25 protein-coding genes are annotated in these 20,885 nt (G+C 37.0%); 9 read left to right on the forward strand and 16 right to left on the reverse strand.

The window, feature by feature from the left end:
- Positions 1 to 164 precede the first annotated feature (164 nt).
- The 3 genes from JOC83_RS13550 to JOC83_RS13560 all read left to right on the forward strand — a co-directional run bounded on the left by JOC83_RS13550 (position 165) and on the right by JOC83_RS13560 (position 2,309).
- The gene (locus tag JOC83_RS13550; protein WP_205187888.1) at positions 165 to 1,250 is read left to right on the forward strand and encodes a processed acidic surface protein; all 1,086 of its coding nucleotides are present in this window, start codon (positions 165 to 167) and stop codon (positions 1,248 to 1,250) included.
- A 1-nt stretch (position 1,251) separates the two neighbouring features.
- Entirely contained in the window at positions 1,252 to 1,890 is a 639-nt protein-coding gene (locus JOC83_RS13555; RefSeq protein ID WP_205187889.1) for a class D sortase, read from the forward strand.
- A gap of 95 nt (positions 1,891 to 1,985) precedes the next feature.
- The gene (locus JOC83_RS13560; protein ID WP_205187890.1) at positions 1,986 to 2,309 is read left to right on the forward strand and encodes a hypothetical protein; all 324 of its coding nucleotides are present in this window, start codon (positions 1,986 to 1,988) and stop codon (positions 2,307 to 2,309) included.
- Positions 2,310 to 2,344: 35 nt separating this feature from the next.
- On the opposite strand, the gene JOC83_RS13565 is transcribed toward JOC83_RS13560, so the two are convergent.
- Positions 2,345 to 2,626 carry a YokU family protein gene (locus tag JOC83_RS13565; protein WP_205187891.1) on the reverse strand — a complete coding sequence of 94 codons (282 nt, stop codon included), beginning with the start codon at positions 2,624 to 2,626 and terminating at the stop codon, positions 2,345 to 2,347.
- Positions 2,623 to 4,041, reverse strand: a complete 1,419-nt coding sequence (gene kamA / locus JOC83_RS13570; protein ID WP_205187892.1) for a lysine 2,3-aminomutase — start codon at positions 4,039 to 4,041, stop codon at positions 2,623 to 2,625. The genes JOC83_RS13565 and kamA overlap by 4 nt, the downstream gene beginning before the upstream one ends.
- 197 nt (positions 4,042 to 4,238) lie before the next feature.
- On the opposite strand from kamA, the gene JOC83_RS13575 reads away from it, so the two are divergent.
- Positions 4,239 to 4,457, forward strand: coding sequence for a hypothetical protein (locus JOC83_RS13575; protein WP_205187893.1), 219 nt, complete (start codon positions 4,239 to 4,241; stop codon positions 4,455 to 4,457).
- A gap of 132 nt (positions 4,458 to 4,589) precedes the next feature.
- Here the strand turns inward: JOC83_RS13575 and JOC83_RS13580 are convergent, their stop codons facing one another.
- The 3 genes from JOC83_RS13580 to JOC83_RS13590 form a co-directional block, all read right to left on the reverse strand.
- Positions 4,590 to 5,180, reverse strand: a complete 591-nt coding sequence (locus tag JOC83_RS13580) for a helix-turn-helix domain-containing protein (protein ID WP_205187894.1) — start codon at positions 5,178 to 5,180, stop codon at positions 4,590 to 4,592.
- Positions 5,181 to 5,570: 390 nt separating this feature from the next.
- Positions 5,571 to 5,831, reverse strand: a complete 261-nt coding sequence (locus JOC83_RS13585; protein WP_205187895.1) for a helix-turn-helix domain-containing protein — start codon at positions 5,829 to 5,831, stop codon at positions 5,571 to 5,573.
- A 183-nt stretch (positions 5,832 to 6,014) separates the two neighbouring features.
- Entirely contained in the window at positions 6,015 to 7,094 is a 1,080-nt protein-coding gene (locus tag JOC83_RS13590; RefSeq protein WP_205187896.1) for a citrate synthase/methylcitrate synthase, read from the reverse strand.
- Between the two features lie 108 nt (positions 7,095 to 7,202).
- Here JOC83_RS13590 and JOC83_RS13595 point away from each other — a divergent pair, with 108 nt between their 5' ends.
- From JOC83_RS13595 to JOC83_RS13605, 3 genes are all read left to right on the forward strand, one after another.
- Entirely contained in the window at positions 7,203 to 8,084 is an 882-nt protein-coding gene (locus tag JOC83_RS13595) for a LysR family transcriptional regulator (RefSeq protein ID WP_205187897.1), read from the forward strand.
- Positions 8,085 to 8,141: 57 nt separating this feature from the next.
- A complete protein-coding gene (locus JOC83_RS13600) occupies positions 8,142 to 9,086 on the forward strand; it encodes a nucleoside hydrolase (RefSeq protein ID WP_205187898.1) in 945 nt (314 codons plus the stop codon).
- A gap of 283 nt (positions 9,087 to 9,369) precedes the next feature.
- Positions 9,370 to 9,720 (forward strand): hypothetical protein, encoded by a 351-nt coding sequence (locus JOC83_RS13605; RefSeq protein WP_205187899.1) that lies wholly within the window; start codon positions 9,370 to 9,372, stop codon positions 9,718 to 9,720.
- A 76-nt stretch (positions 9,721 to 9,796) separates the two neighbouring features.
- On the opposite strand, the gene JOC83_RS13610 is transcribed toward JOC83_RS13605, so the two are convergent.
- The 7 genes from JOC83_RS13610 to JOC83_RS13640 all read right to left on the reverse strand — a co-directional run bounded on the left by JOC83_RS13610 (position 9,797) and on the right by JOC83_RS13640 (position 15,623).
- Positions 9,797 to 10,249, reverse strand: coding sequence for a YndM family protein (locus JOC83_RS13610; RefSeq protein ID WP_205187900.1), 453 nt, complete (start codon positions 10,247 to 10,249; stop codon positions 9,797 to 9,799).
- A 62-nt stretch (positions 10,250 to 10,311) separates the two neighbouring features.
- On the reverse strand, positions 10,312 to 11,349 hold the full coding sequence (cobT, locus tag JOC83_RS13615; protein ID WP_205187901.1) for a nicotinate-nucleotide--dimethylbenzimidazole phosphoribosyltransferase: 1,038 nt from the start codon (positions 11,347 to 11,349) through the stop codon (positions 10,312 to 10,314).
- Between the two features lie 127 nt (positions 11,350 to 11,476).
- Entirely contained in the window at positions 11,477 to 13,078 is a 1,602-nt protein-coding gene (locus JOC83_RS13620; protein ID WP_205187902.1) for a putative polysaccharide biosynthesis protein, read from the reverse strand.
- Between the two features lie 50 nt (positions 13,079 to 13,128).
- Positions 13,129 to 13,668, reverse strand: a complete 540-nt coding sequence (gene rfbC / locus JOC83_RS13625; RefSeq protein WP_205187903.1) for a dTDP-4-dehydrorhamnose 3,5-epimerase — start codon at positions 13,666 to 13,668, stop codon at positions 13,129 to 13,131.
- Positions 13,669 to 13,956: 288 nt separating this feature from the next.
- Entirely contained in the window at positions 13,957 to 14,361 is a 405-nt protein-coding gene (locus tag JOC83_RS13630; protein ID WP_205187904.1) for a DUF4362 domain-containing protein, read from the reverse strand.
- Positions 14,362 to 14,668: 307 nt separating this feature from the next.
- Positions 14,669 to 15,187 (reverse strand): hypothetical protein, encoded by a 519-nt coding sequence (locus JOC83_RS13635; RefSeq protein ID WP_205187905.1) that lies wholly within the window; start codon positions 15,185 to 15,187, stop codon positions 14,669 to 14,671.
- A 25-nt stretch (positions 15,188 to 15,212) separates the two neighbouring features.
- Positions 15,213 to 15,623, reverse strand: coding sequence for a GNAT family N-acetyltransferase (locus tag JOC83_RS13640; protein WP_205187906.1), 411 nt, complete (start codon positions 15,621 to 15,623; stop codon positions 15,213 to 15,215).
- Positions 15,624 to 15,790: 167 nt separating this feature from the next.
- Between JOC83_RS13640 and JOC83_RS13645 the strand changes: the two genes are divergently transcribed.
- Together JOC83_RS13645 and JOC83_RS13650 are read left to right on the forward strand one after the other, a co-directional pair.
- Positions 15,791 to 16,072 carry a hypothetical protein gene (locus tag JOC83_RS13645; protein ID WP_205187907.1) on the forward strand — a complete coding sequence of 94 codons (282 nt, stop codon included), beginning with the start codon at positions 15,791 to 15,793 and terminating at the stop codon, positions 16,070 to 16,072.
- A gap of 65 nt (positions 16,073 to 16,137) precedes the next feature.
- Entirely contained in the window at positions 16,138 to 16,263 is a 126-nt protein-coding gene (locus JOC83_RS13650) for a YfhE family protein (RefSeq protein ID WP_205187908.1), read from the forward strand.
- Positions 16,264 to 16,380: 117 nt separating this feature from the next.
- Here JOC83_RS13650 and JOC83_RS13655 read toward each other — a convergent pair whose 3' ends face one another.
- The 4 genes from JOC83_RS13655 to JOC83_RS13670 all read right to left on the reverse strand — a co-directional run bounded on the left by JOC83_RS13655 (position 16,381) and on the right by JOC83_RS13670 (position 20,705).
- Positions 16,381 to 17,676: an ATP-binding protein gene (locus tag JOC83_RS13655; RefSeq protein WP_338038924.1), complete on the reverse strand. Its 1,296-nt coding sequence runs from the start codon at positions 17,674 to 17,676 to the stop codon at positions 16,381 to 16,383.
- A gap of 118 nt (positions 17,677 to 17,794) precedes the next feature.
- A complete protein-coding gene (locus JOC83_RS13660) occupies positions 17,795 to 18,451 on the reverse strand; it encodes a peptidylprolyl isomerase (RefSeq protein ID WP_205187910.1) in 657 nt (218 codons plus the stop codon).
- 40 nt (positions 18,452 to 18,491) lie between these two features.
- The gene (locus JOC83_RS13665; protein WP_205187911.1) at positions 18,492 to 19,883 is read right to left on the reverse strand and encodes a sigma-54 interaction domain-containing protein; all 1,392 of its coding nucleotides are present in this window, start codon (positions 19,881 to 19,883) and stop codon (positions 18,492 to 18,494) included.
- 195 nt (positions 19,884 to 20,078) lie between these two features.
- Positions 20,079 to 20,705 (reverse strand): FMN-dependent NADH-azoreductase, encoded by a 627-nt coding sequence (locus JOC83_RS13670; RefSeq protein ID WP_205187912.1) that lies wholly within the window; start codon positions 20,703 to 20,705, stop codon positions 20,079 to 20,081.
- Positions 20,706 to 20,885 lie beyond the last annotated feature (180 nt).

Raw genomic sequence — 20,885 nt, forward strand, 5'->3', positions numbered from 1 at the left:
AATTTTGCTAGCAAAAAAGAATGATTGATTATACGTGCCATTCTACTTAATCAAGAGATTTCATCGTATAAAATTGGTAATAATATCATGATTGTTAATTTATTCTTTCTCGCTTATAATTTTCTAGAATCATAGAACTATTTAAGTGGAAACGAGGAATAAACATGAAAAAGATTGGTGCAATTTTACTTATTTTTTCACTATTAACTGGATTATTTCCAGTAGCATCACTAGCTGCACAAGACCCAATGTTTGAACAGGATTTGGACGTCTATTTAACAGAAGTGAGTGCTGATAGAGGTTTTACCGTAACAAAAGAACATATTGAATCCGCTCTTTCGTTTTACGAGGATTCTTTGGACTCTTTTCAATCAGTCGAAGAGTTAAAAGACTTTTTAGGTGAAGTTATTTTAGCTGACCTCAGTAATTTATCTTACATCTATGAACAATATGAATTAGATAAAGAGTCACTTACTGCTTTATTAGCTGAGAATGGTGAAAGCCTAGAAGATTACATTTATGTTGATGATTTAGATTTAACAGTATGGTTTTACACAGAAGGTGACATGACAGAGATAGATGAAGACATGTTGCTAGAGCTATCAGAAATGTTCCAAGATGAGTTTGGGTTAACAGAAGAAGAACTTCAGCGTTTAGAAGCTCACTTCATGTCAATTGAAGAAGAGTTAATGAAGCCTGAAACTCTTCAGCGTTTAGAAGAACTTGCAAATCGTATGATGAGCTTTGAAGAGTTCGATGTTGCGACAGAGCTAACATCTGAACAGATTGCCGAGCTTATGTCTGTTTTTAACGAGATGCTTTCCATCTTCCATTTAAAAGTAGAGTTTACTTTAGTACAAGGTCAAACAGAGACATCTATCTCTTTTACAGACTTAGTCTCATTAGAAGAATTGCAAAATGCTAGTTTAAAAATCTCTTTCTATAACCTACAAGGTGAGTTTTTAGCAGACATGCTTTTAACTGGCGAGATGTTTGATTCTGAAATCATTACAGACACAGGAAAACAAATTGAGGAATCAGCAAACGTCGTTGAACAAAGTGTCACACCAACGACAAAGGCTCCTAAAACAGAAAAGCAAAAAATGGTAGCAGAAAAGAAATCTGAGCATCAAACCGTTAAAGGCGCAAAGCTTCCCGATACAGCTTCTAACTACTTGATGAATACCCTATTTGGACTTCTGTTTGTATTTGTTGGATTTATTGTATATCGAAAGGTGCGTCAAATTTAATATGGCGCTTTTAAAAGGAATCAATCGTAAAAAGCGATTGATTCTTCTTGCATTCGCAGTCGGTACGATGGTTCTTGGACTTTGGTTTTCAACAACAAATGTTTACAAGTTTGCGAAAGGCTATTTTATTTTTAAACTGAACGAACCAACGCAAGAGGTAGTAAAAAAGGAGCCTGCTGTTCAACCGGACAAAGCGGCAGAGGAAAAAGAAGAATTATACCCTATTCGGCCAGAGATTGGCGAAGAAATGGGCGAACTATACATTCCAAAGCTTGAAGCCACGCTCCCTATTTTTCATGGTACAAATGAAGAAGAGCTTGAAAAAGGTGTAGGACATTTCGCTGGTAGTGTTCTACCTGGAGAAAATGACAATTCTGTTTTATCAGGACATCGTGATACTGTTTTTCGAAAGCTCGGTGACGTTGGTGTGGGTGATGAATTAATTGTTCGTACATCTGCCGGTGAATTTCAATATAAAGTTCATAAAGTAAGAATTGTAGATTCAGATGATCGAACAGTTATTGTGCCAAAACCACGTGCAACCCTAACAGTCAGTACATGCTATCCTTTTACATTTATTGGATCAGCTCCAGAACGATACATTTTGGTTGCTCATCTCGTTTCTAAAAAAACAGCGTAGACACAAGAACAGTGTCTACGCTGTTTTTTTAACTACTAATTCGAAATAAATTGTATATAAATGACATTAACTACCTAATTGATCAGGAGGTTGCTATGAAAAATCCAGATTTCATTGGAAATATTGTTGACACCTATCGTTTCATCAGTAACGAAGAACTGCACATCGCTATTGATAGCCTTCAAGATTTGATTAAACACTTACTGCAAGGGAAAACGGTTTTCTTTTTTATAGAAGAAGGCTATGGCATGATGAAATATGAAAGTGGAACACCTTATTGTACAATGATTGATATTTTATCTGGGCGTGTAGAGATGTATGAACATAAAAAGATTGAAGGTATTTATGGTTTGTATGATTTGCTTCAAGGATCACTTTTTTTAATTGATGGCTGGGACTCGAGCTCAGTTCTTCACTAATTGAAAAGCGCCAAGTAAAAACTTAGCGCTTTTCTTTATGTGGATGAAAAATCAAAGTAATTTCGTTTTAATAACCTTGGCTTTGCCATCAATTCATCAAACATGAGTTGCTTTTCAAGTTCTTTCGTTTGAATGAGAAACAGTTGATCTTCGATTTCTTTCACCACTTCATCTTTTTGGTAAATCATGTGACACTCTAGACAATGAAAAGAAGGAGTTTCATCAATTTGAATGGTCTTTGTCCCGTCTGGCAACTCCCAGTAAACAGTGGCTTTTATTTCGCGGACCTCTTTTGCTTCACACCATTCACAATTCACGTGCCGCTTCCCTCCTTGCCCGCTACTTCTGCATATTTTTCTAGCTGTGACTGAAATTTCTTTTCTTTTAATTCATCGCGCTTTTCTCGTTTGTCTTTTAACGAATGATGATCTGGATTACCTTGATAATGTTTGCGTTTATCTAATCTCTTCACACCTTCTGGAACAAGGTTAAATGCTGTGTCATCCATAAGAGAAAGTACACCCACGCTCTCATGCTGTTCGTATACTTCAGGATATAGCTCTTTATAGTAATCATCTGCTGTATGAGGCGTATACTTTTCTGGCTCAGGATATGACGTAATGACACCTTCAAAGTTACGAAGCACAACTTTGTTCGCGCTTTGAGAGATAATATAGTTAGGTTGAAGAGAAATTTTCCCTCCTCCCCCTGGGGCATCTACGACAAACGTTGGAACCGCATAACCAGATGTATGACCCCGCAATCCTTCCATAATTTCAAGGCCTTTACTAATAGGTGCACGGAAATGTCCAATTCCTTCGGATAAATCACACTGATAAATATAGTACGGACGAACACGAATTTTCACTAAATCATGCATCAGCTTTTTCATAATCGGAACACTGTCGTTAATTCCTGCTAAAATAACTGCTTGATTTCCAACCGGTACCCCTGCATTCGCAAGCATTTCACACGCTCGTTTTGATTCTTCTGTAATTTCAATTGATGTATTGAAGTGCGTGTTCAGCCAAACAGGATGATATTTCTTTAAAATGTTACATAAGTTCTCGGTAATACGTTGAGGAAACACAACCGGTGCTCTCGTACCAATTCGAATGATCTCAACATGAGGAATGTCACGTAAATTTTTCAAAATGTATTCTAAAATGTTGTCGTTAATTAACAAGCCATCTCCACCTGAAATGAGCACATCACGTACTTGTGGTGTTTGACTGATATAATGGATGGCTGCGTCTAGCTGTTTTTTCGGCACTCCCATACCAATTTGACCTGAAAAGCGCCTTCTTGTACAGTAACGACAATACATGGAGCATTGATTTGTTACTAGGAATAGGACGCGGTCTGGATATCGGTGAGTAAGCCCTGGTACTGGCGAATCTTCATCTTCATGAAGAGGATCTTCTAAATCATACTTTGTTTTGTGGATTTCATTTGTAATGGGAACAGACTGCATACGAATTGGGCATTTTGAATTGTTTTCATTCATGAGCCACGCATAATAAGGGGTAATATTTAGTGGGATGGTTTTGGTTGAAAGCAATACGCCTTCTTCTTCTTCAGGTGTTAAATGAATGACCTCTTTTAAATCTTGAACCGTTTTAATTGTATTGGTTAATTGCCAAATCCAATCATTCCATTGCTCTTCCGTTACATCTTTCCAAAGTGAAATTTCACTCCAATGTCGAGCTGGCTTATATAATGTTTGTCTCATCTAATCCCTCCTGTATTCATTCCTGTTCTACAAAAGAGATAAGATGCAAGAAATGTGCCAATAATTTAAATGAAGGCAAGATACGATTTTACTTTTAAAAAAGGCTAACTAGCAGGGTAATGCAATCTTTTTTTGCGCAAAATAAAAATCACTGCCAATTATTTTTGCATATGAAGGTAAAATAGGAGGAAATGAGAGTGGCTCACTTTGTTATGTGGTTCTTATTGATTGGCCCTTGGTTCTTATTATTCTTTTTCGATACGGAGAGAATGAAGCGTTTTGTACCTGTCGGCATCTTTGCTGCGCTTCTATTAACCATTGTTTTTCAAATTGCACAACGGTATGAATGGTGGATTATACACGATAACTTGTTCTTTCTTACGAATATGACTCCATTTATTTATGGTGTTTTTTAGTGGGTACGATTATTATTTTCTATCTTAGCTATCCAAGCTTTCTTATTTACATGTTACTTAATATTATGATAGAGGCCTAATCCCTCTTTTATTTCATCCTAATCATTCCAACCTACTTCTGTCCATTTTAAACTAAGCTTGATGGTGCTTCTGCTGATGGTGAAGTAATCTTGTTATCCGTTTATACACACTGTTGACAGAGCGTTGAAGTTCTTTTGCAATACATGTCTTTTTCCAGCCTTTAGAATGTAAAAGCATCAATTCCTTATCCTCTTTTATAGACCAATGCTTATAAATTCGCTTATGACATTGCCTGTTCTTGTTTTTTTCTGTATGAAACCAAGCAGGCTCTGGCAAAATAGCTCCACTCTCGATTTGCGCAAAATTAATCTTTTCCTTATGATGTGCTGCCCATGTCCAAAAGTCTTCAGGAGAAACGAAATAAAATCGTTTTGTTTTTCTTGTAATCTTTGATATATAAGGAAGATTATGATGCTCTGCCCAGCTTTTCACAGTATTTCGATCCACGTTCAAATAGCGAGCGAGCTCTCCAAACGTGAGTAACCCTAATATTTCACGGGTATTTCCAATTCCCAAGTCTGTTAGCTTTTGAATCACTGCATTATAGGAACGATCTAAGTTGCGTGCGATTGTTTCTACTTGTACCTCACCAACATTCGCTTTCAAGTATTCTGTTTCTTCCATTGTCCACTCTCTTTTCACTTTCTACACTCCTATCTAAACAAATCGTCTTTATACAAAGAAAGAGACTGACTTATAAATTATTAAAATGAGAAAAGAATGGTTTCATGCAACATCCCTTGCTTGTCTCCTTTCATGTAACTGGATTGACAAGGCAAGGGATGCTACAGCTGTGTCAAAAAAGGGGTTTTTAACTCCTTTTTCATACAGCCTTTTTTGTAGAACAATATAGAATAGGGGAAATCATTACTTCTGATAGCATTTTAACAAACTACATATTATTTGTCTACTATAAGTGACAAAACCTCATAAAAAGAAGGTTGAGACACAGCTGAACATTCACTGATTTTTCATACATCACAAAAATAAAACCGTATGAAATCAACGTTTATTCGTTTGATTTCATACGGCTTACTCATTTTTATTGTTTTTTGTTCCAGCCTCTTCTATAGAATCAGATAAATCAAGTAAGAAAGCTAACGTAACATCTAATGCTATTGAAAGAGTATAAATGTTTTCCAGTGATATATTTCGACTTCCTCTTTCAACATCCGAAATATAAGAGCGTGTCAGACCTGATTTCTGCGCAAGTTGATCTTGTGAAAGCTTTTTATCCTTCCGCAATTGTTTAAGACGATTTCCAAATCGTAATTTAATGTCAGAGTGATTCATTTTGTAAGAAACACCTACCAGGTGATATTTTTGTATGATTAACTATTATTTTTTTACATTTTTATAGTTCATTTTAACCATAAAATGATAAAAAATACTAGTCTTTCTTTTTTCGTTGTATAAACAAAAAGTGAAACCGCTACCTTCAGTCCTAAATCGGGCTGAAGGTAGCGGTTTCACTTTTTACTTAATATAAACTGCAGACGGTCTGTAAATTACATTGTTCTCGCATTGTTCTAACAGATGCGCTGTCCAGCCTACTACTCGACTTGCTGTAAAGGTTGGTGTGAAAAGCGAAGGATCCATATTAACAGCTTTCATAATGGCTGCTGCGTAAAATTCAACATTGGTGTAAAGTGAGCGTCCTGGTTTTAGCTCTTGTAGTACCTTGATGCCAGCCTTTTCAACGTCCATAGCGAGGTCTAGCCACTCATCTTTACCAGCCATATGCATAAGCTTTTTCTTCAGCGCTACTGCGCGAGGATCCATCGTTTTGTAGACGCGATGACCAAACCCCATTATTTTCTCCCCGTTTTCCACTTTTGCACGAATCACTTCTTCTGCATGACCAGAAGCTACCACTTCTTCAAGTAAATCAATGACACCACTTGGTGCTCCACCGTGTAATGGACCTTTCATCGTACCAATAGCTGATGTGATTGCTGAAACCATATCTGACTCTGTTGATAGCGTGACTCTTCCTGAAAAAGTAGAGGCATTTAACCCGTGTTCTAACGTTAAAATCATATACGTTTCTAACGCTTTTACATGTGTCGCGGATGGGACATTCCCTGATAACGCATACAAATAATAGTTCATATAATCCATCGATTGAGCAATTTCCTCGTTAAATAAAATACCTTTCGTTTGTTGAAGTCGATAGCCAATGATTGATGGTACAATCGCTGTTAAAAGAATCGCTTGATCGACCGTTGGCTTCCACCCAAACTCAGGTGTTCCTAAAGCTGAGACAGCTGTGCGCATAACGCTCATCATTTCCATATCAGCAGGTAATAGCTTAATGAGCTGCTTAATATGGTCTGGTAAGACACGTTTTGTTTTTAATTCTTCTTTTAACCATGTTAGCTCTGCCTCATTTGGAAAGTCTCCAAACCAAAGTAAATACGCGACCTCTTCAAATGTGTAATTCTCAGTTAAGTATTCTATATCGTATCCCCTATAAATGAGCGTGCCCTTCTCCCCATCAATGTCACTAATTCTCGTTTCCGTACAAGCAATTCCTTTTAATCCCGGATAAATCATTTTTACACCACTCCCCTTGTTTGTTATTATATAAAAGATGATTAATTCAGAACATTAATTATTTTTGAAGATGTTGATTAAATATTTTAATAATTAGGAGATCTTTATATGGAATTATCTTGGTTACGTACGTTTGTAACGGTTGTTGAGCAAGAAAACTTTCGCAAAGCTGCGGATGTTCTTTATATCTCTCAACCGTCTGTTAGCGTACATATTAAGCAGTTAGAAAAAGAAGTCGGCGTTACATTGTTAGAAAGATCAAATAAAAAAGTCATGTTAACAGAAGAAGGACGAAAATATATCAAAACCGCTCGTAATATTCTTACGATGTACCAAGAAGGTTTAGAAGAACTTCATTCGTTTACACAAGGTTATCGTTCAAAACTTTCGATTGCCATTTCACCACTGATTGCCGATACGATTTTACCGTATGTGTTAAAGCAGTATCTAAAGGAACATATAGATATTGAAGTGTCTGTTGTCATTTTAGAATCAAAAGATATTGAACAAGCGGTATTAGAAGGGGAAGTCGATGTCGGACTGTCTCGGGTGCCTAGCTTTCATCCTTCACTTATGTGCGACACCATTTACGAAGATGATGTTATTTTAGTTGCTCCACATGATGGACATGATGATGAGTCTGCCCTTCCTTTAGATGCAGAAGACTTATTTGATAAATATCGATTACTAACTCATAATCATCCCCTTTATTGGGACTCACTCATTAAGCAATTAAAAATTAAATTTCCGAAGCTACAAACAATGAAAGTCTCGCAAACACATATTACAAAGCGATTTATTGAAGAAGGATTAGGTATTTCCTTTATTCCACGTTCAGCTGTTCGAAGAGAGCTATACGAGGGTCGATTATTAGAAGTGTATACACCCTCAATTGATTTACCAAAAACGAGCACGTATGCCATCATCAAACATAATCACACGCTAGAAACAGACTTTCTAGCATTTCTAGCAAAACATCGATACAATTAGTAGATTTGCTTATACACTCCCTCTCGCCTTTCATATACTAGAGCGAGGAGGAAACATATGAAAAAAATTATTTTATTTGCTGATACAGGCATTGATGATGCTATCACTATTATTTATGCGTTACAAAATCCAAAAATTGATTTAATTGGTGTGGTGAGCGGATATGGTAATGTGGATCGATACAAAACATTCCGAAACGCTTCTTACTTGTTACAACTTGGAGGTCGAAGTGACATACCCGTTATCGCTGGCGCCATGAGACCTCTTAATGGTGATGAACCTGAATTCTTTCCTACTATTCACGGCTCTGAAGGGCTAGGCCCAATCCGTCCACCTCTTTCAGAGAGTCGGTTTCGATTTCGGACAAACTTTAGCAAGCTATTTCAATTAATTAAAGAAAATCATGATGATGTAACCATTGTAAATGTTGGGCGCTGTACTTCTCTAGCAATTGCTTGGATTCTCGCACCTGATGTAATGGCTCTTGTGAAGGACTATTATGTAATGGGCGGTGCATTTCAAGTACCTGGTAATGCGACACCGATGGCTGAAGCAAATTTTTACGGAGATGCTGTGGCGGCTAATTTTGTTATGCAACATGCACCTAACCTAACTGTTATCCCATTAAATGTAACCCGAGAAGCACTGATAACTCCTGCTTTAGTAGAGATCATTAATGCTTCGCAAACAAGTCAACTAGGTAAACTAATAAAACCAATGCTTGATTACTACTATGAAGCCTATCAAAGCTTAGAGCCTGGTATTAAAGGTAGCCCTGCTCATGATTTACTTGCTCTTATGGCAGCCGTTGATGATTCAAACATGCTTCGCTATATTCGCCGAACAGGAAGTGTGGAATTTGAAAGTAGACATGCAGATGGGCTAAGCATTGCTGATTTACGGCCTGCATCTGTAAACTGCTTTGGAAGCAATTGTCCAAGAATTGCCGTTGAACTCAATTATAAGAAGTTTGTATCTAACTTATTAACAACTTTGACTTAACCTCCCCTCTTTTTCACCTATCCTTCCTTTTGTTCATACCAAGATCCGGTTCCATCGATTCATCACCTTTTAGGAGAGATGACTTATTTTTCTATTTTTGTAAATAAATCATCTTCTTTTCTTTCCTTTACTGCTATACTACAAATCGATCTACTATCATAAGCACCATAAGGAGTGATAACGTATTTACAAGTAACGTACCATGTTATTCTCATACCTTTACTTATTACTTAAACAGACGCAGCTTATTCGAACTACTAGATAACCTTTAGGGAGAGAGACGATGAGATACGTAAAAAGAATGGGTGATTATGTAGAAGAGCAGCTTATTTCATTAGAGCATGAATGTGTGTATAAACGAGTTGTAAAGGAAAACCTTCAACGAAGTATAAAAGCCTATCCTACTCTTCTATTTCGTGACTTAATTTCGTACGATAAAGCAGAAGCCTTTATTATGAAAGTAGAACATGTGCCATTTGAAGTGTATATTGTAGGAGATTATTCTAAACCTATTCAATTTTGGATTTATCAGCATACAAATGATTATGCGAATGTGTGTGTTCAAAGCATGGATGACGCTTATGACTGGATAAGAAAGCAAGTACTCAAAGAAAAAGCAACAAACCACCCTTAACATGAAAAAAGCTCTGCTTGTTTATCCGCTGATTTTCGGATAAATAATCGCAGAGCTTTTTTCGTAAAAACGTTGCTTATTTAAGCTTGTCCTTATCATGAACATCTGGTTCTTCAGCCGCTTCTGTTCCATATGCAAGCTTTCCATTGAACAACGCTTTTTGTTTTTCTCGCTTTTTACGAATTTCTGGTGCATGTGTTAACACATAGCGATGAACAAACACTTCTGCTCCTGTAATCAGAGTAGCCGAGATAATACTTCCCCACGCAATTTGTAAATAACTATGCAACAAAACCGTTCCAAAGATCCATACACTTGTATAAGCAATAATAAAGTCAACAATCGTTGTTGCTACATTTCCGAAATACGGAAGCATGATTCGTTCTCCTAACAAATACGTAAAGGCGGTCACCACTAGACTAAACGATAAAATATCAGCAATCGTTGCGTCGAAAAACAAGTCTAATCCAATTGTAAATGCAAGAGCACAGACAATAAATTTAATCATCAATACTTTTAAGTCTTTCATTTGAATACCTCTCTTTTTCTACATAGTATCGACGAATGAGAGAGCATTCATACACAGAGACTCTATTTGGTTGAAACACCTGCACTTGAAAAGGTAGCCATTTGCTTTACCATATTAGTTGCAAACTGAAGGAGTGGAAAAGCAATCGCTGCACCTGTTCCTTCTCCAAGGCGAAGACTTAAATTTAAAAGTGGTTCTTTCTTTAAATAAGCAATGGCTTTTTGATGACCAGGCTCAACAGATTGATGTGCAACAATCATATAATGTTTCACATCAGGGCAGATCAATGTAGCGAGACAAGCGGAAACGGTACAGATGAATCCATCTACTAAAATAGGCACTCGATGCTCAGCTGCCGCTAACATCGCACCTGTCATCGCTGCAATTTCTAAACCGCCTACTTTGGCTAGTAAATCTAATGCATCTTCTGGATTAGGCTTTCGATTATGTAATGATTGATGGATTATATCTACTTTATGCTGTCTTTGTTCTTCTGTAATACCCGTTCCATATCCTACAATGGATTCAATTGAATGGGTAGTAAGAGCTGCTAATAGTGCACTGCTTGATGTGGTATTTCCAATGCCCATTTCGCCAACGATGAGACACTTTATCCCCTCGTTTATATAATGAACAGCTTCTTCATAACCAGCATCAATCGCCATTTCAACTTCTGATAGCGTCATAGCATCTTCTTTCAAAAAATTTCGCGTTCCCTTTCGTATATGACGATTCACTACTTTTTCGTCATGAATGTCTGTAGCCACCCCTATATTCACGACTTTTAATTTTGCGCCAATTTGTTGGCTAAATACGTTAATGGCTGCTCCGCCATTTAGAAAATTTCGTACCATTTGAGCCGTTACTTCTTGTGGATAGGCAGATACCCCTTCTTCCGTTATTCCATGATCGGCTGCAAATACAATAACACCTGCAGGAAGAACTGTTGGAAATGTCTCTCCCGTCATTTTTGCAAGATCAATGGCTAGCGATTCTAACGTTCCTAAGCTGCCTTGTGGCTTTGTTAATTGATCAATATAACGTGCTGTTTGTTCCCCTATTTCTTCTCTTAATGGTGGTATTGAAACTTTTGTTTGCATCCTATCTCTCCCCTTTTTCAAATGACTCTGATAGTTATTATATAAGATAGGAAGTGAATAGCGGTATAAAAAAATGAGGAGCTGAGCCAAACGAAGGAGACACAACCTCATTTGACACTGCACCTTACTAACTTCGTCTCTCTCTCATTTCTTTTATAAAGGAAAGATGTATACCAAGACCTAAATAAAAGAACAAGCCTGCCCCAACTGAACTAATAACGATAAACCATGATAAATGATAAGAAGCAAAGTGATGAGAAAAGTATGCTCGTACAACTTCGGACATCATAAAGACAACAAGACCCATCCCTGCTGATAAACTACCGATCCAGAAAAGTGGCCGATACAACTGCGTAAACGAGTAGGAAATGGTCTTTTTTATAAAGTAAACGTTAAACAAAATGGAGACCATATATCCAGCGTATGTAGCCAATATGGGCCCTACTTCCTTTACAGCTGGTACGAGTAAAAGATTTAGTAAGAACTTGACACCAACCCCGACGAACATACCAAAAATCAGTTGTTTTTGCTGATTTAAGCCTTGTAAAATAGCAGCAGTAACGGTAAACAATCCAAACGTAAGAGCGTGACCTGCTGAGAACTTTAGTAATTCTCCTCCTAAAAATGGATTGTTATCAATGCCAAATAGCATTAAATAAATTGGATGACTTAATAAGGTCAGTCCAACAACGGCTGGTATAAGAAAAAAACATAAAATTTGCATCGTTTTTGTCAAAATGTCATAAACAGCTTTTAATTCATTCGCTACATACTTCGCTGTAATCGTTGGAATTAATGACATTCCAAAAGCGGTGGCAAGTGAGACAGGTATCATGATTAAAATTTGAGTAAAGCCAATGATTGAGTTTATTTCTTCTGCATCTTCAAGTGCATAGCCAATGGCTTGAAATAACCGATTGATTGTAAATGTGTCGATGTTTTGATAAATCGGGAGTGTCAATCCTACTACAACAAATGGAATGGCATACCCAATCAGCTCTTTATAAATTGAAAGAAGCGACAGCTTTTGAACATGACGATTTGCATAAATTTGATGGTGAATGAATCGCTTTCGACGTTGATAGATAATAAGCAATGTACAAAAGCCAGCAACTCCACCAACAAAAGCACCTAGCGTTCCGATGCCCACTGCGTCTGTATTTGTTCCGTTCCAAACTTTTATAACTGTATAAGCTCCTCCAACAATGAACACAACTCGAACAAACTGTTCAAGAACCGTGCTCAACGCTGAAGGACCCATCGATTGATTGCCTTGAAAATACCCTCTTAATAAGCTCATAGGAGGAACAACAAGTAAAGCCATACTTACAAGTCGAATAACGTAAATGACATCTTCAAGTGCATTTCCAGAGCCATCGTCACGTTGAACAACTGTTTGAGCCAATGTGGGGGCTAAGACATAGAGGGTGATGCAAGAAATCGCTCCTGTTGTAATCATTAAAATCATACCGCTTCTTAACAGGTCGTAGCCTGCACGGTAATTGCCCATTCCATTGTATTTAGAGACAAACTTTGAAACCGCCAATGGTAGTCCAAGTGTTGAGACACTCAGCATCAATGTGTATGGACTATATGCATATTTATATAGTGCATAACCAGACGTACCAACTAACATCGTAAACGGCATGATATACACAAAGCCTAAAATTTTCGAAATGAGTGATGCGGCTGTTAAAAGAAAGGTTCCCCTAATGAATTGATTTTTCATCATATTTTGCTCCCATGACTTCTTTTCTCTTTATAGCGATGATGTGTTCGCTATAGTTCTGCTTCTGTAAAAAAAGGATGTGCTGCATCTTTTGAGGATAAAAATGGAACAGAAACAGGCCAATCGATTGCTAGATGAGGATCATTCCACCGAATTCCACGATCGTGCTCAGGTGAATAAAATTCATCCACTTTATACTGTACTTCTGTATCTTTCATTAGTGTACAAAAGCCATGTGCAAACCCCTTAGGGATAAATAATTGCTTTTTATTTTCTGCACTTAACATGAAGCCTTCCCATTTACCAAATGTAGGTGAATCTTGCCGTAAATCGACTACGACATCATAGATTGCACCTTTTGTGACGCGAATGAGCTTTGCTTGAGCTTTTGGAGGTAGTTGATAATGAAGGCCTCTCAATGTTCCAATTTGTTTTGAAAGAGAATGGTTATCTTGTACAAAATCCTCTGTAATACCGTGCAAGTGAAAAAGTCGCTTATTATAAGCCTCCATAAAAAAGCCACGTTCATCTTTAAATAATTTCGGCTCAATTAACAAAATCCCTTCAAGTCTAGATGAGTGAATAGACAAAACAATTCCCTCTCCTTCCGATCACCGTCATCAATTATGTCATGTTGTTCGTAACGTAAAAAAGAATGCTTCTCATATATATGTTTAGATTGAGATGAAGATGAGTAAGGTTTCACATTCCCATAAGAAAAGGACTGAGACAAAAGGGATAAAGAACACCCCTGTTTAGCTCAGTCCATAACATGTCTTTCCTTAAAAACTCAGTCGCACCAATGGATAGACAGTCAATGAGTGTTGCCTCTCTATCTTTTGCTTTCTTATGTCTAGCCTTTTTCAATTACGTATTTGTTACTTTTGAAGTGTCAGAAGATGAACATCTTTTTGGTCCGTACATCCCGTTAATGAATAATCGACTTTGTTTAACGTTTCATCCACACGAATGGATTCACACGAAGTTTTACTCACGGTTCGTTCTTTTGCGTTCCCTTCTGTTTTTTCTACGTTTAACGTAATCATTTCATCTTTGTAGTCTAAGTGATGAAGAAGCGGCTCACCATTCTCTGTATAGGTGACTAAACGAACGTTACTTTCTTTGTTCGCTGTAACATGTTCCACAAATTGCTCAAATGATTGTTTATTTGTCACGTTATCTTCTTCGATTACAACATCTGTTTCTTTTAGCTCAAATTCATTACAACCCGATAACACACCAAAGATGGCGATGATGGATAAATAGCATAATTTCTTTTTCATACATGTGCTCCTTATCATTTCTATTTCCATTCCAATTTCTTATCCTATTTAATTCAAATGATTAAATGAAAGCAATCGAATAATAGATTCACAAATAGAACCCCTCATCGATTGATGAGAGGCTCATAGAAGGAGACAACGAAATAACAGGAAGTTGGTCATCGACCGTCCATTGCCTTAGTTGGTTAGTAGTTACGAGTAACATTGTAACAGGTGATGAGTAATTGGTTGTCCTCTTATCTATTACAATCTCTAAGATTTTAAAAGGTCTCCTTCTACCTTGAAGGGAGTCTCACCACTTCAAGGCTTAAAAATATTTATCTGCATCGAAAGCAAGTTCAATTGAATAGTTCTTTGCATTGATTGCATTTGATAATCGATTTGCTTGTCGTTCAGCTTCAATCGCTTTTAATCGATAGTCTTCAGGCTCAAAACGTGCTAGCTTAATAATAGAGGTGGATTCTGGCCCATACGAATATGGAAACTCTTCTTTAGCAGCCATACCAAGCTCCTTGTATTTTCTTGCTTTTGCTCGTAATTGTGTAGCTAATTCAATCGCTTCAACAATGGTAAGAGAATTTTCTTGAAAGACAACTTCATGCTCTACATTTGCTTGATACATTAGTTTATCGAGGAGACGAAAATCTTTTCGTACCTCTTCAATCTCTTGCTCTACATGAGTGAGTGTACGAGATTGAATAGGAAGAGCCGATCCTTTTTCTAGCTCAACAAAAGCGACTCGATCCATTTCTTCTTCAAGTTCATGAATTCGCTTTGATAATATACTTTTTAATTTCACTGCCTCTGCTAATGATAAATTTGCCATAATCTTCTCTCTCCCCCTTCACGAATTAATATCGTTTATACATGCCAAGTGACTTCGGATATGTATAATGAAACCCAAACTGTTTATATAATTGGTCGGCTGGTACGTCTGCCATTAAGCTAACATAAGCACTTTTAGGCGCATGTGCATCTAAATACGCTGTAATCTGCGACATAATCACTTTACCCAAACCTCGACCTTGATAAGATGGATCAACAGCTATATCGACAACATGAAAAAAACAAGCACCGTCTCCGATTACTCGCCCCATTCCAATAAGCTTAGACGAATCTCTTAATGTAACCGCAAAAAGAGAGTTTTTCAGCCCTACTCTAGCTGTTTCTACTTCTTTTGGGCTCATTCCTGCTTTCCTTCTTAGCTCTACATATTCTGCTGGAGTTGGGATAGCTGTTTCAATGTCATACGATCTTTCCATAATGACCACACCTTTTACTTTATTAGTTAATTCTCCCATTCTATCATATAGTTGAAAAAGAAGAATAGCAACTCCAAAAGGAAAGAATAGATGGTGAAACATTTGTTTTTAGAAAAAACCTTATGTTACACTAACCATTCAAGATGCCTTTTGAAAGGAGAACATCCGTGTCTATTCTTGCTTCTCAACCTTATATTATCGTCACAAGGTCCATTCAAGTCACACAGCAACGCTATATTGAGACTGAACAGCACTTACATTTATATAAAGATAAAGTTGTCGCTCACGAGAAATCGTTTTATATCCAACATGTGTTTGATATGTCGTATAAGCCTCTTTCGAATGATTCTGGATTCCTCTATTTACATACCAATCAAGGTGTTTTTCCTTATCAAGTAAAAAGCAGTCCACACTCTTTTATTGAAACATTCAGAAAGTTAAATGTTTAGCACAACTCATTCTGGGTATCTACTCTCTATACATTATTCTTTTTAACAAAGGGAGGAGAAATGAGATGAGTTATGAAAAAGAAACAACAAAAGGGTTAAACAAGGAAAAAAGCAGCGGATTAACCTCGACACAGGAAGTGCTATATCAAAATGAGTTTAAAAAAGCAGATAAAGCAGCAAATAGAAAGTAACAAAAACCGATCTGTCAGTTTGACAGATCGGTTTTTGTTTGAGGCAACGTCGTGTTAGAGTGTAGGCTTATAAATGGTGTTAAAACGTCTTTGCCATTGTGGTCAATAAAATGATTATCAACTGGAAAGATGGGCTTCTTTTAACGTCACAGTCACTGTTGTTCCTTTTTCAACTTCACTTTCAAATACAATTGACCCTTGATGACGCTCTATAATTTTGTAACAAACAGCTAAACCTAATCCTGTGCCCGCTTCTTTTGTTGAATAAAACGGTGTCCCAATTTGCTTAATTCGTTCCTTACTCATGCCTACTCCATCATCTTTACATGTAACAATCACGTTACCATCTTTTTTTGTGATACTTAGTTGAATTTTTCCGTGCTGTGACATCGCTTCTACACTATTTTTAATAATGTTAATAAACACCTGTTTTAACTGATTTGCATCACACAACACGTACATTTTTTCATCACTATGTTCAAGCTCAATTGAAATATCATGCAAATTTGCTTCAGCTATCATTAAAACAACTACTTGCTTCAAAAGCTCATTTATTTCTTCCTTTTGAAACGATACATGTTGCTTTTTCCCTAAAATAAGCATTTCACTAGAAATTAAGTTAATTCGATTAATTTCAGACATCATAATGTCTAAATGATCATGGTTCACTTCTTTTGTGACTTGTATGAGTTGTACAAAGCCTTTTAACGATGTTAGAGGATTTCGAATTTCATGTGCGACAGCCGCTGCCATTTGACCAATGACTGACATCTTCTCTGACTCAATCATCCGTTCTTCATCTCGCCTGAAATTTGTAATGTCTCGACCAATCATAAAGACTCCACTTATCTCGTTATGTACAATAATCGGCAAAAGAGAAGAGCGTAAAATACGTCTTTCTTCTTCTCTATTTAAGACTTGAAACTCAAATTTAGACGGTTTTCCTTTCAGCGCTTCACTAAAATAGAATTTTACACGCTCAACATCCTCCGGTACGACCCACTTTGACATTCCACCCTGACCAATTTCAGCACATGAATAGCCCATAATTTGTTCACCTTCTGGGTTAACAGCTCGAATGGCTCCTTCTTTGCTAATTTCAAAAACTGCATCTGGGTTATGCTTGAATAATGATTGGTAATGTTCATTACTTGCTTGAAGCTCATATTCTTTGTTTACTAACTTATTTTGTGTCTGAAACAAATCTCGTGCTCGATTGTAAACAAGTCCGTATAAGACAATACCTGTTATTAAGACAAAAAACCACCCTTTATATTGTTGAAAAAAAATATATGCCTCAAAATCTCCTTCAGCTAGTTTATGTGAAAGTTGATCCGAAAAAATAATCCATATTGCTCCAATAATAATATAAGAAATTGAGATTTTAGCCGCAATTTTACGCGCTTGTTCCACCAATTTTTAACCACCTATTTACAAAATAGTCCGTTATCTTTTTTATCATAAACCTTTTTGATTAAAAAAACACCATTTGTATACAAAAGAGGTCGACTTTTCCGCCAACCTCTTTTCGCTACTGTACCTTTTTCGGTTCTGGATAGTTAACACCAAATGTATCAACTGTCACTTTGCTTATCTTTTGATCTTCTAACGGCTTGTCTTGTGGGTCTCTTTCTACTTCAACGATGGCTGTTGCGGTTTCAAGTCCTTCAATCACTTTACCAAATGCTGCATATTCTCCATCTAAAGACGGTGCATTTTCAACCATAATAAAAAATTGAGAACCTGCTGAATTAGGGTCACCTGATCTTGCCATTGAAAGGACGCCTGTTTCATGTTTTAACTCATTTTCAAAACCATTAGAGCTAAACTCACCTTCAATTGCATAACCAGGACCACCTGTACCCATACCTTCTGGATCTCCACCTTGAATCATGAAACCTGGAATAACGCGGTGAAACGTAAGTCCATCATAAAATCCATCTTCAACTAATGAAATAAAGTTCGCAACAGTGTTCGGTGCGATATCTGGATAAAGCTCTAACTTCATGCTATCTCCATTTTCCATTGTCATCGTCACAACTGGATTTTTATCATCTTTTCCTTTTGGACTTGTTGTGGCTTCTTCCTTTCCTTCTTTTTCACTTGATCCGCACGCTACTAGAAAGATACTGCATGCAAGTATAAGAAAAAGAACTGAAAAAAAACGACTACTTTTCAACTTGTTCACGCTTACCAAGCTCCTTTATGTATCATTTTTACCATTCACATTATATAACAAAATCAGGTATTTGACTCTCTCGAAATTTTTTCAATCGATATTGAAGACTTTGACGACTCATGCCAAGCTGCTCTGCTGCCTTCGAGATATTGCCATTCTCACCATTTAGGACATCTTTAATGTAGTCCTTTTCCACACGCTCAAGCCTTTCTTTTAATGTTTCTTTGTTTCCTATCACTTCATGTACTTTAGGTGTATTCATATGGATGTTAGACGAGCGAAGGCGCAACGGTAGATGCTCGAGTGTAATGACGCTCTCTTGGTAAGCACGATTCATCGCACCTTCTATTGCATGCTCTAGCTCTCGTACGTTTCCAAGCCATGAATGTTGTTGAAGTGCTGACTGAACACTTGAATCAACACCGTTTATACTCATTCCAAACAATTGATTGTATTTACGAATAAAATGGTTCGTTAAAAGTGAAATGTCTTCTTTACGTTCTCTCAAAGGTGGAATGTGAAGAGGAACAACACTCAAACGATAGTATAAATCTCTTCGTAAACGCCCTTGTTCTAAAGCATGAAGAGGATCTTCGTTTATCGTCGCAATCACACGTACATCAATTTCTTTCTCTTCCATTCCCCCAACTCGACGAATTTTTCGTTCTTGCAATACACGAAGAAGCTTTGCTTGCAACGTAAAGTTTAGTGAATTAATTTCGTCTAAAAGAAGGGTTCCGCCATTAGCCAATTCAAATAACCCAGGCTTATCAAGCGCACCCGTAAACGCCCCTTTTTCTGTGCCAAATAATAAGCTTTCTAACAATGTTTCTGGAATTGCGGCACAGTTTTGGCTAATAAACGGCATTCTAGATCGATCACTTCCATAATGAATACTTTGAGCAACAATTTCTTTTCCCGTTCCTGTTTCTCCGATAATGAAAACAGAAGAAGAAGTGCGTGTTGCCTGCTTTGCTTCTTCAATCATCGTTTGTACAGCGTGACTATTTCCGATGAATTCGTTAAATGTATACACATCTTTTTTCGCTCTTACTAAATTTTGTTTAATGACCGTTTCTAGCTGTGTGACATCTTTTGATAATTCAACTGCACCGATAATGTCATTGTTTTTTCTTATCGGAAACGTGTTATTAATCGTTGTGATTTCTTTGCCTTTGTTGTTGTAGTACGTTTGTTTTCGGTTACGGGTTACTTTTCCTTCATTTAATGCAGATAGAAGTGTACTATCATCATTTTTTTCAAATCCAAACACGTCACGAAAATCTTTATTTAATACTTCTTCTAGCGCCATGGATTCTGTTTTCATTGCTTTACGATTATAAATGACCGTGATTCCGTCACTATCAATAATGTGTACGCCAACATCTAACTCTTCGAGGACCGCTTTGTACATAAGCCATGTCGTTTCATTGCACTTCATTAATTCTCCCCCCTGTCCGTGTCTTACCTTTCTTTATAGTATTAGCCATTGGATTGAGTCATCCTTCTTTTTTATGGCAGTTGTTTCTCTATGTGAAAAAGCCTGCTAGAAATCTCCAATGATCATTGGATGTTCCTAACAGGCTATTAAAAGTGAGTAGTACTTTCAATAATGGTGAATCATGACGTTGATTTATTAAAATGTCGCTGCTACCTCGATAGCTTTTTCTATCCCTTCTTGAATAATACGTTCTGCTTGTTCTGGCAGCTGGTTATGACCCTCGATGATGACTTTTGATAGCTCATGAACACCAAAAAAGTTCATCACTGCTTGCACATAATTTACAGCCATTTCAGTTTGTGCAGCAGGCCCTTCTGAATAGATACCGCCTCGTGCATTCAGTAGAGCTACTTTTTTATTTGATACAAGCCCAACTGGTCCTTCTGGTGTATATTTAAACGTTTTACCTGCACGATTTAAGTAATCAAAGTATGTGTGCAACACCGCTGGTACGGTGAAGTTCCATAATGGAAATGCAATAACAATTTTATCTGCATTTAAAAATTGTTGTAAGTACTGACTAGCTACTTGCTCGGCTTGTTTTTCTGTTTCTGTCATGTCAAGACCACGATCTTTTTTAAATACACCATTGATCATGTTTACATCTAAATAAGGCAATGATTCCTTGTATAAATCTAGTTCAATAATTGTATCATTAGGATGCGTTTCTGTGTAACTCGCTAAAAATGCCTCATATAATTTTACACTCACAGCTTGTTCAGCTGGACGATTGTTTGCTTTTACAAATAACACTGTTGCCATCTAGCTCTCTCCTTTTTCCTGTTGAATTGTTCGACTCTCTCATTGTAACGAGATTGCTCGAGGATTCATTCATCGAAAAGAGGGAAGTTTTTATCATAAAAAGGCTGTAACAAAAAAGACCACTTTCTACAACTTTCCACTGAATCGTTGTACTACTAAAAAAGGATTGACCATGAAGGT

Origin of the sequence: Priestia iocasae, assembly GCF_016909075.1 — a bacterium.
Taxonomy (GTDB): Bacteria; Bacillota; Bacilli; order Bacillales; family Bacillaceae_H; genus Priestia; species Priestia iocasae.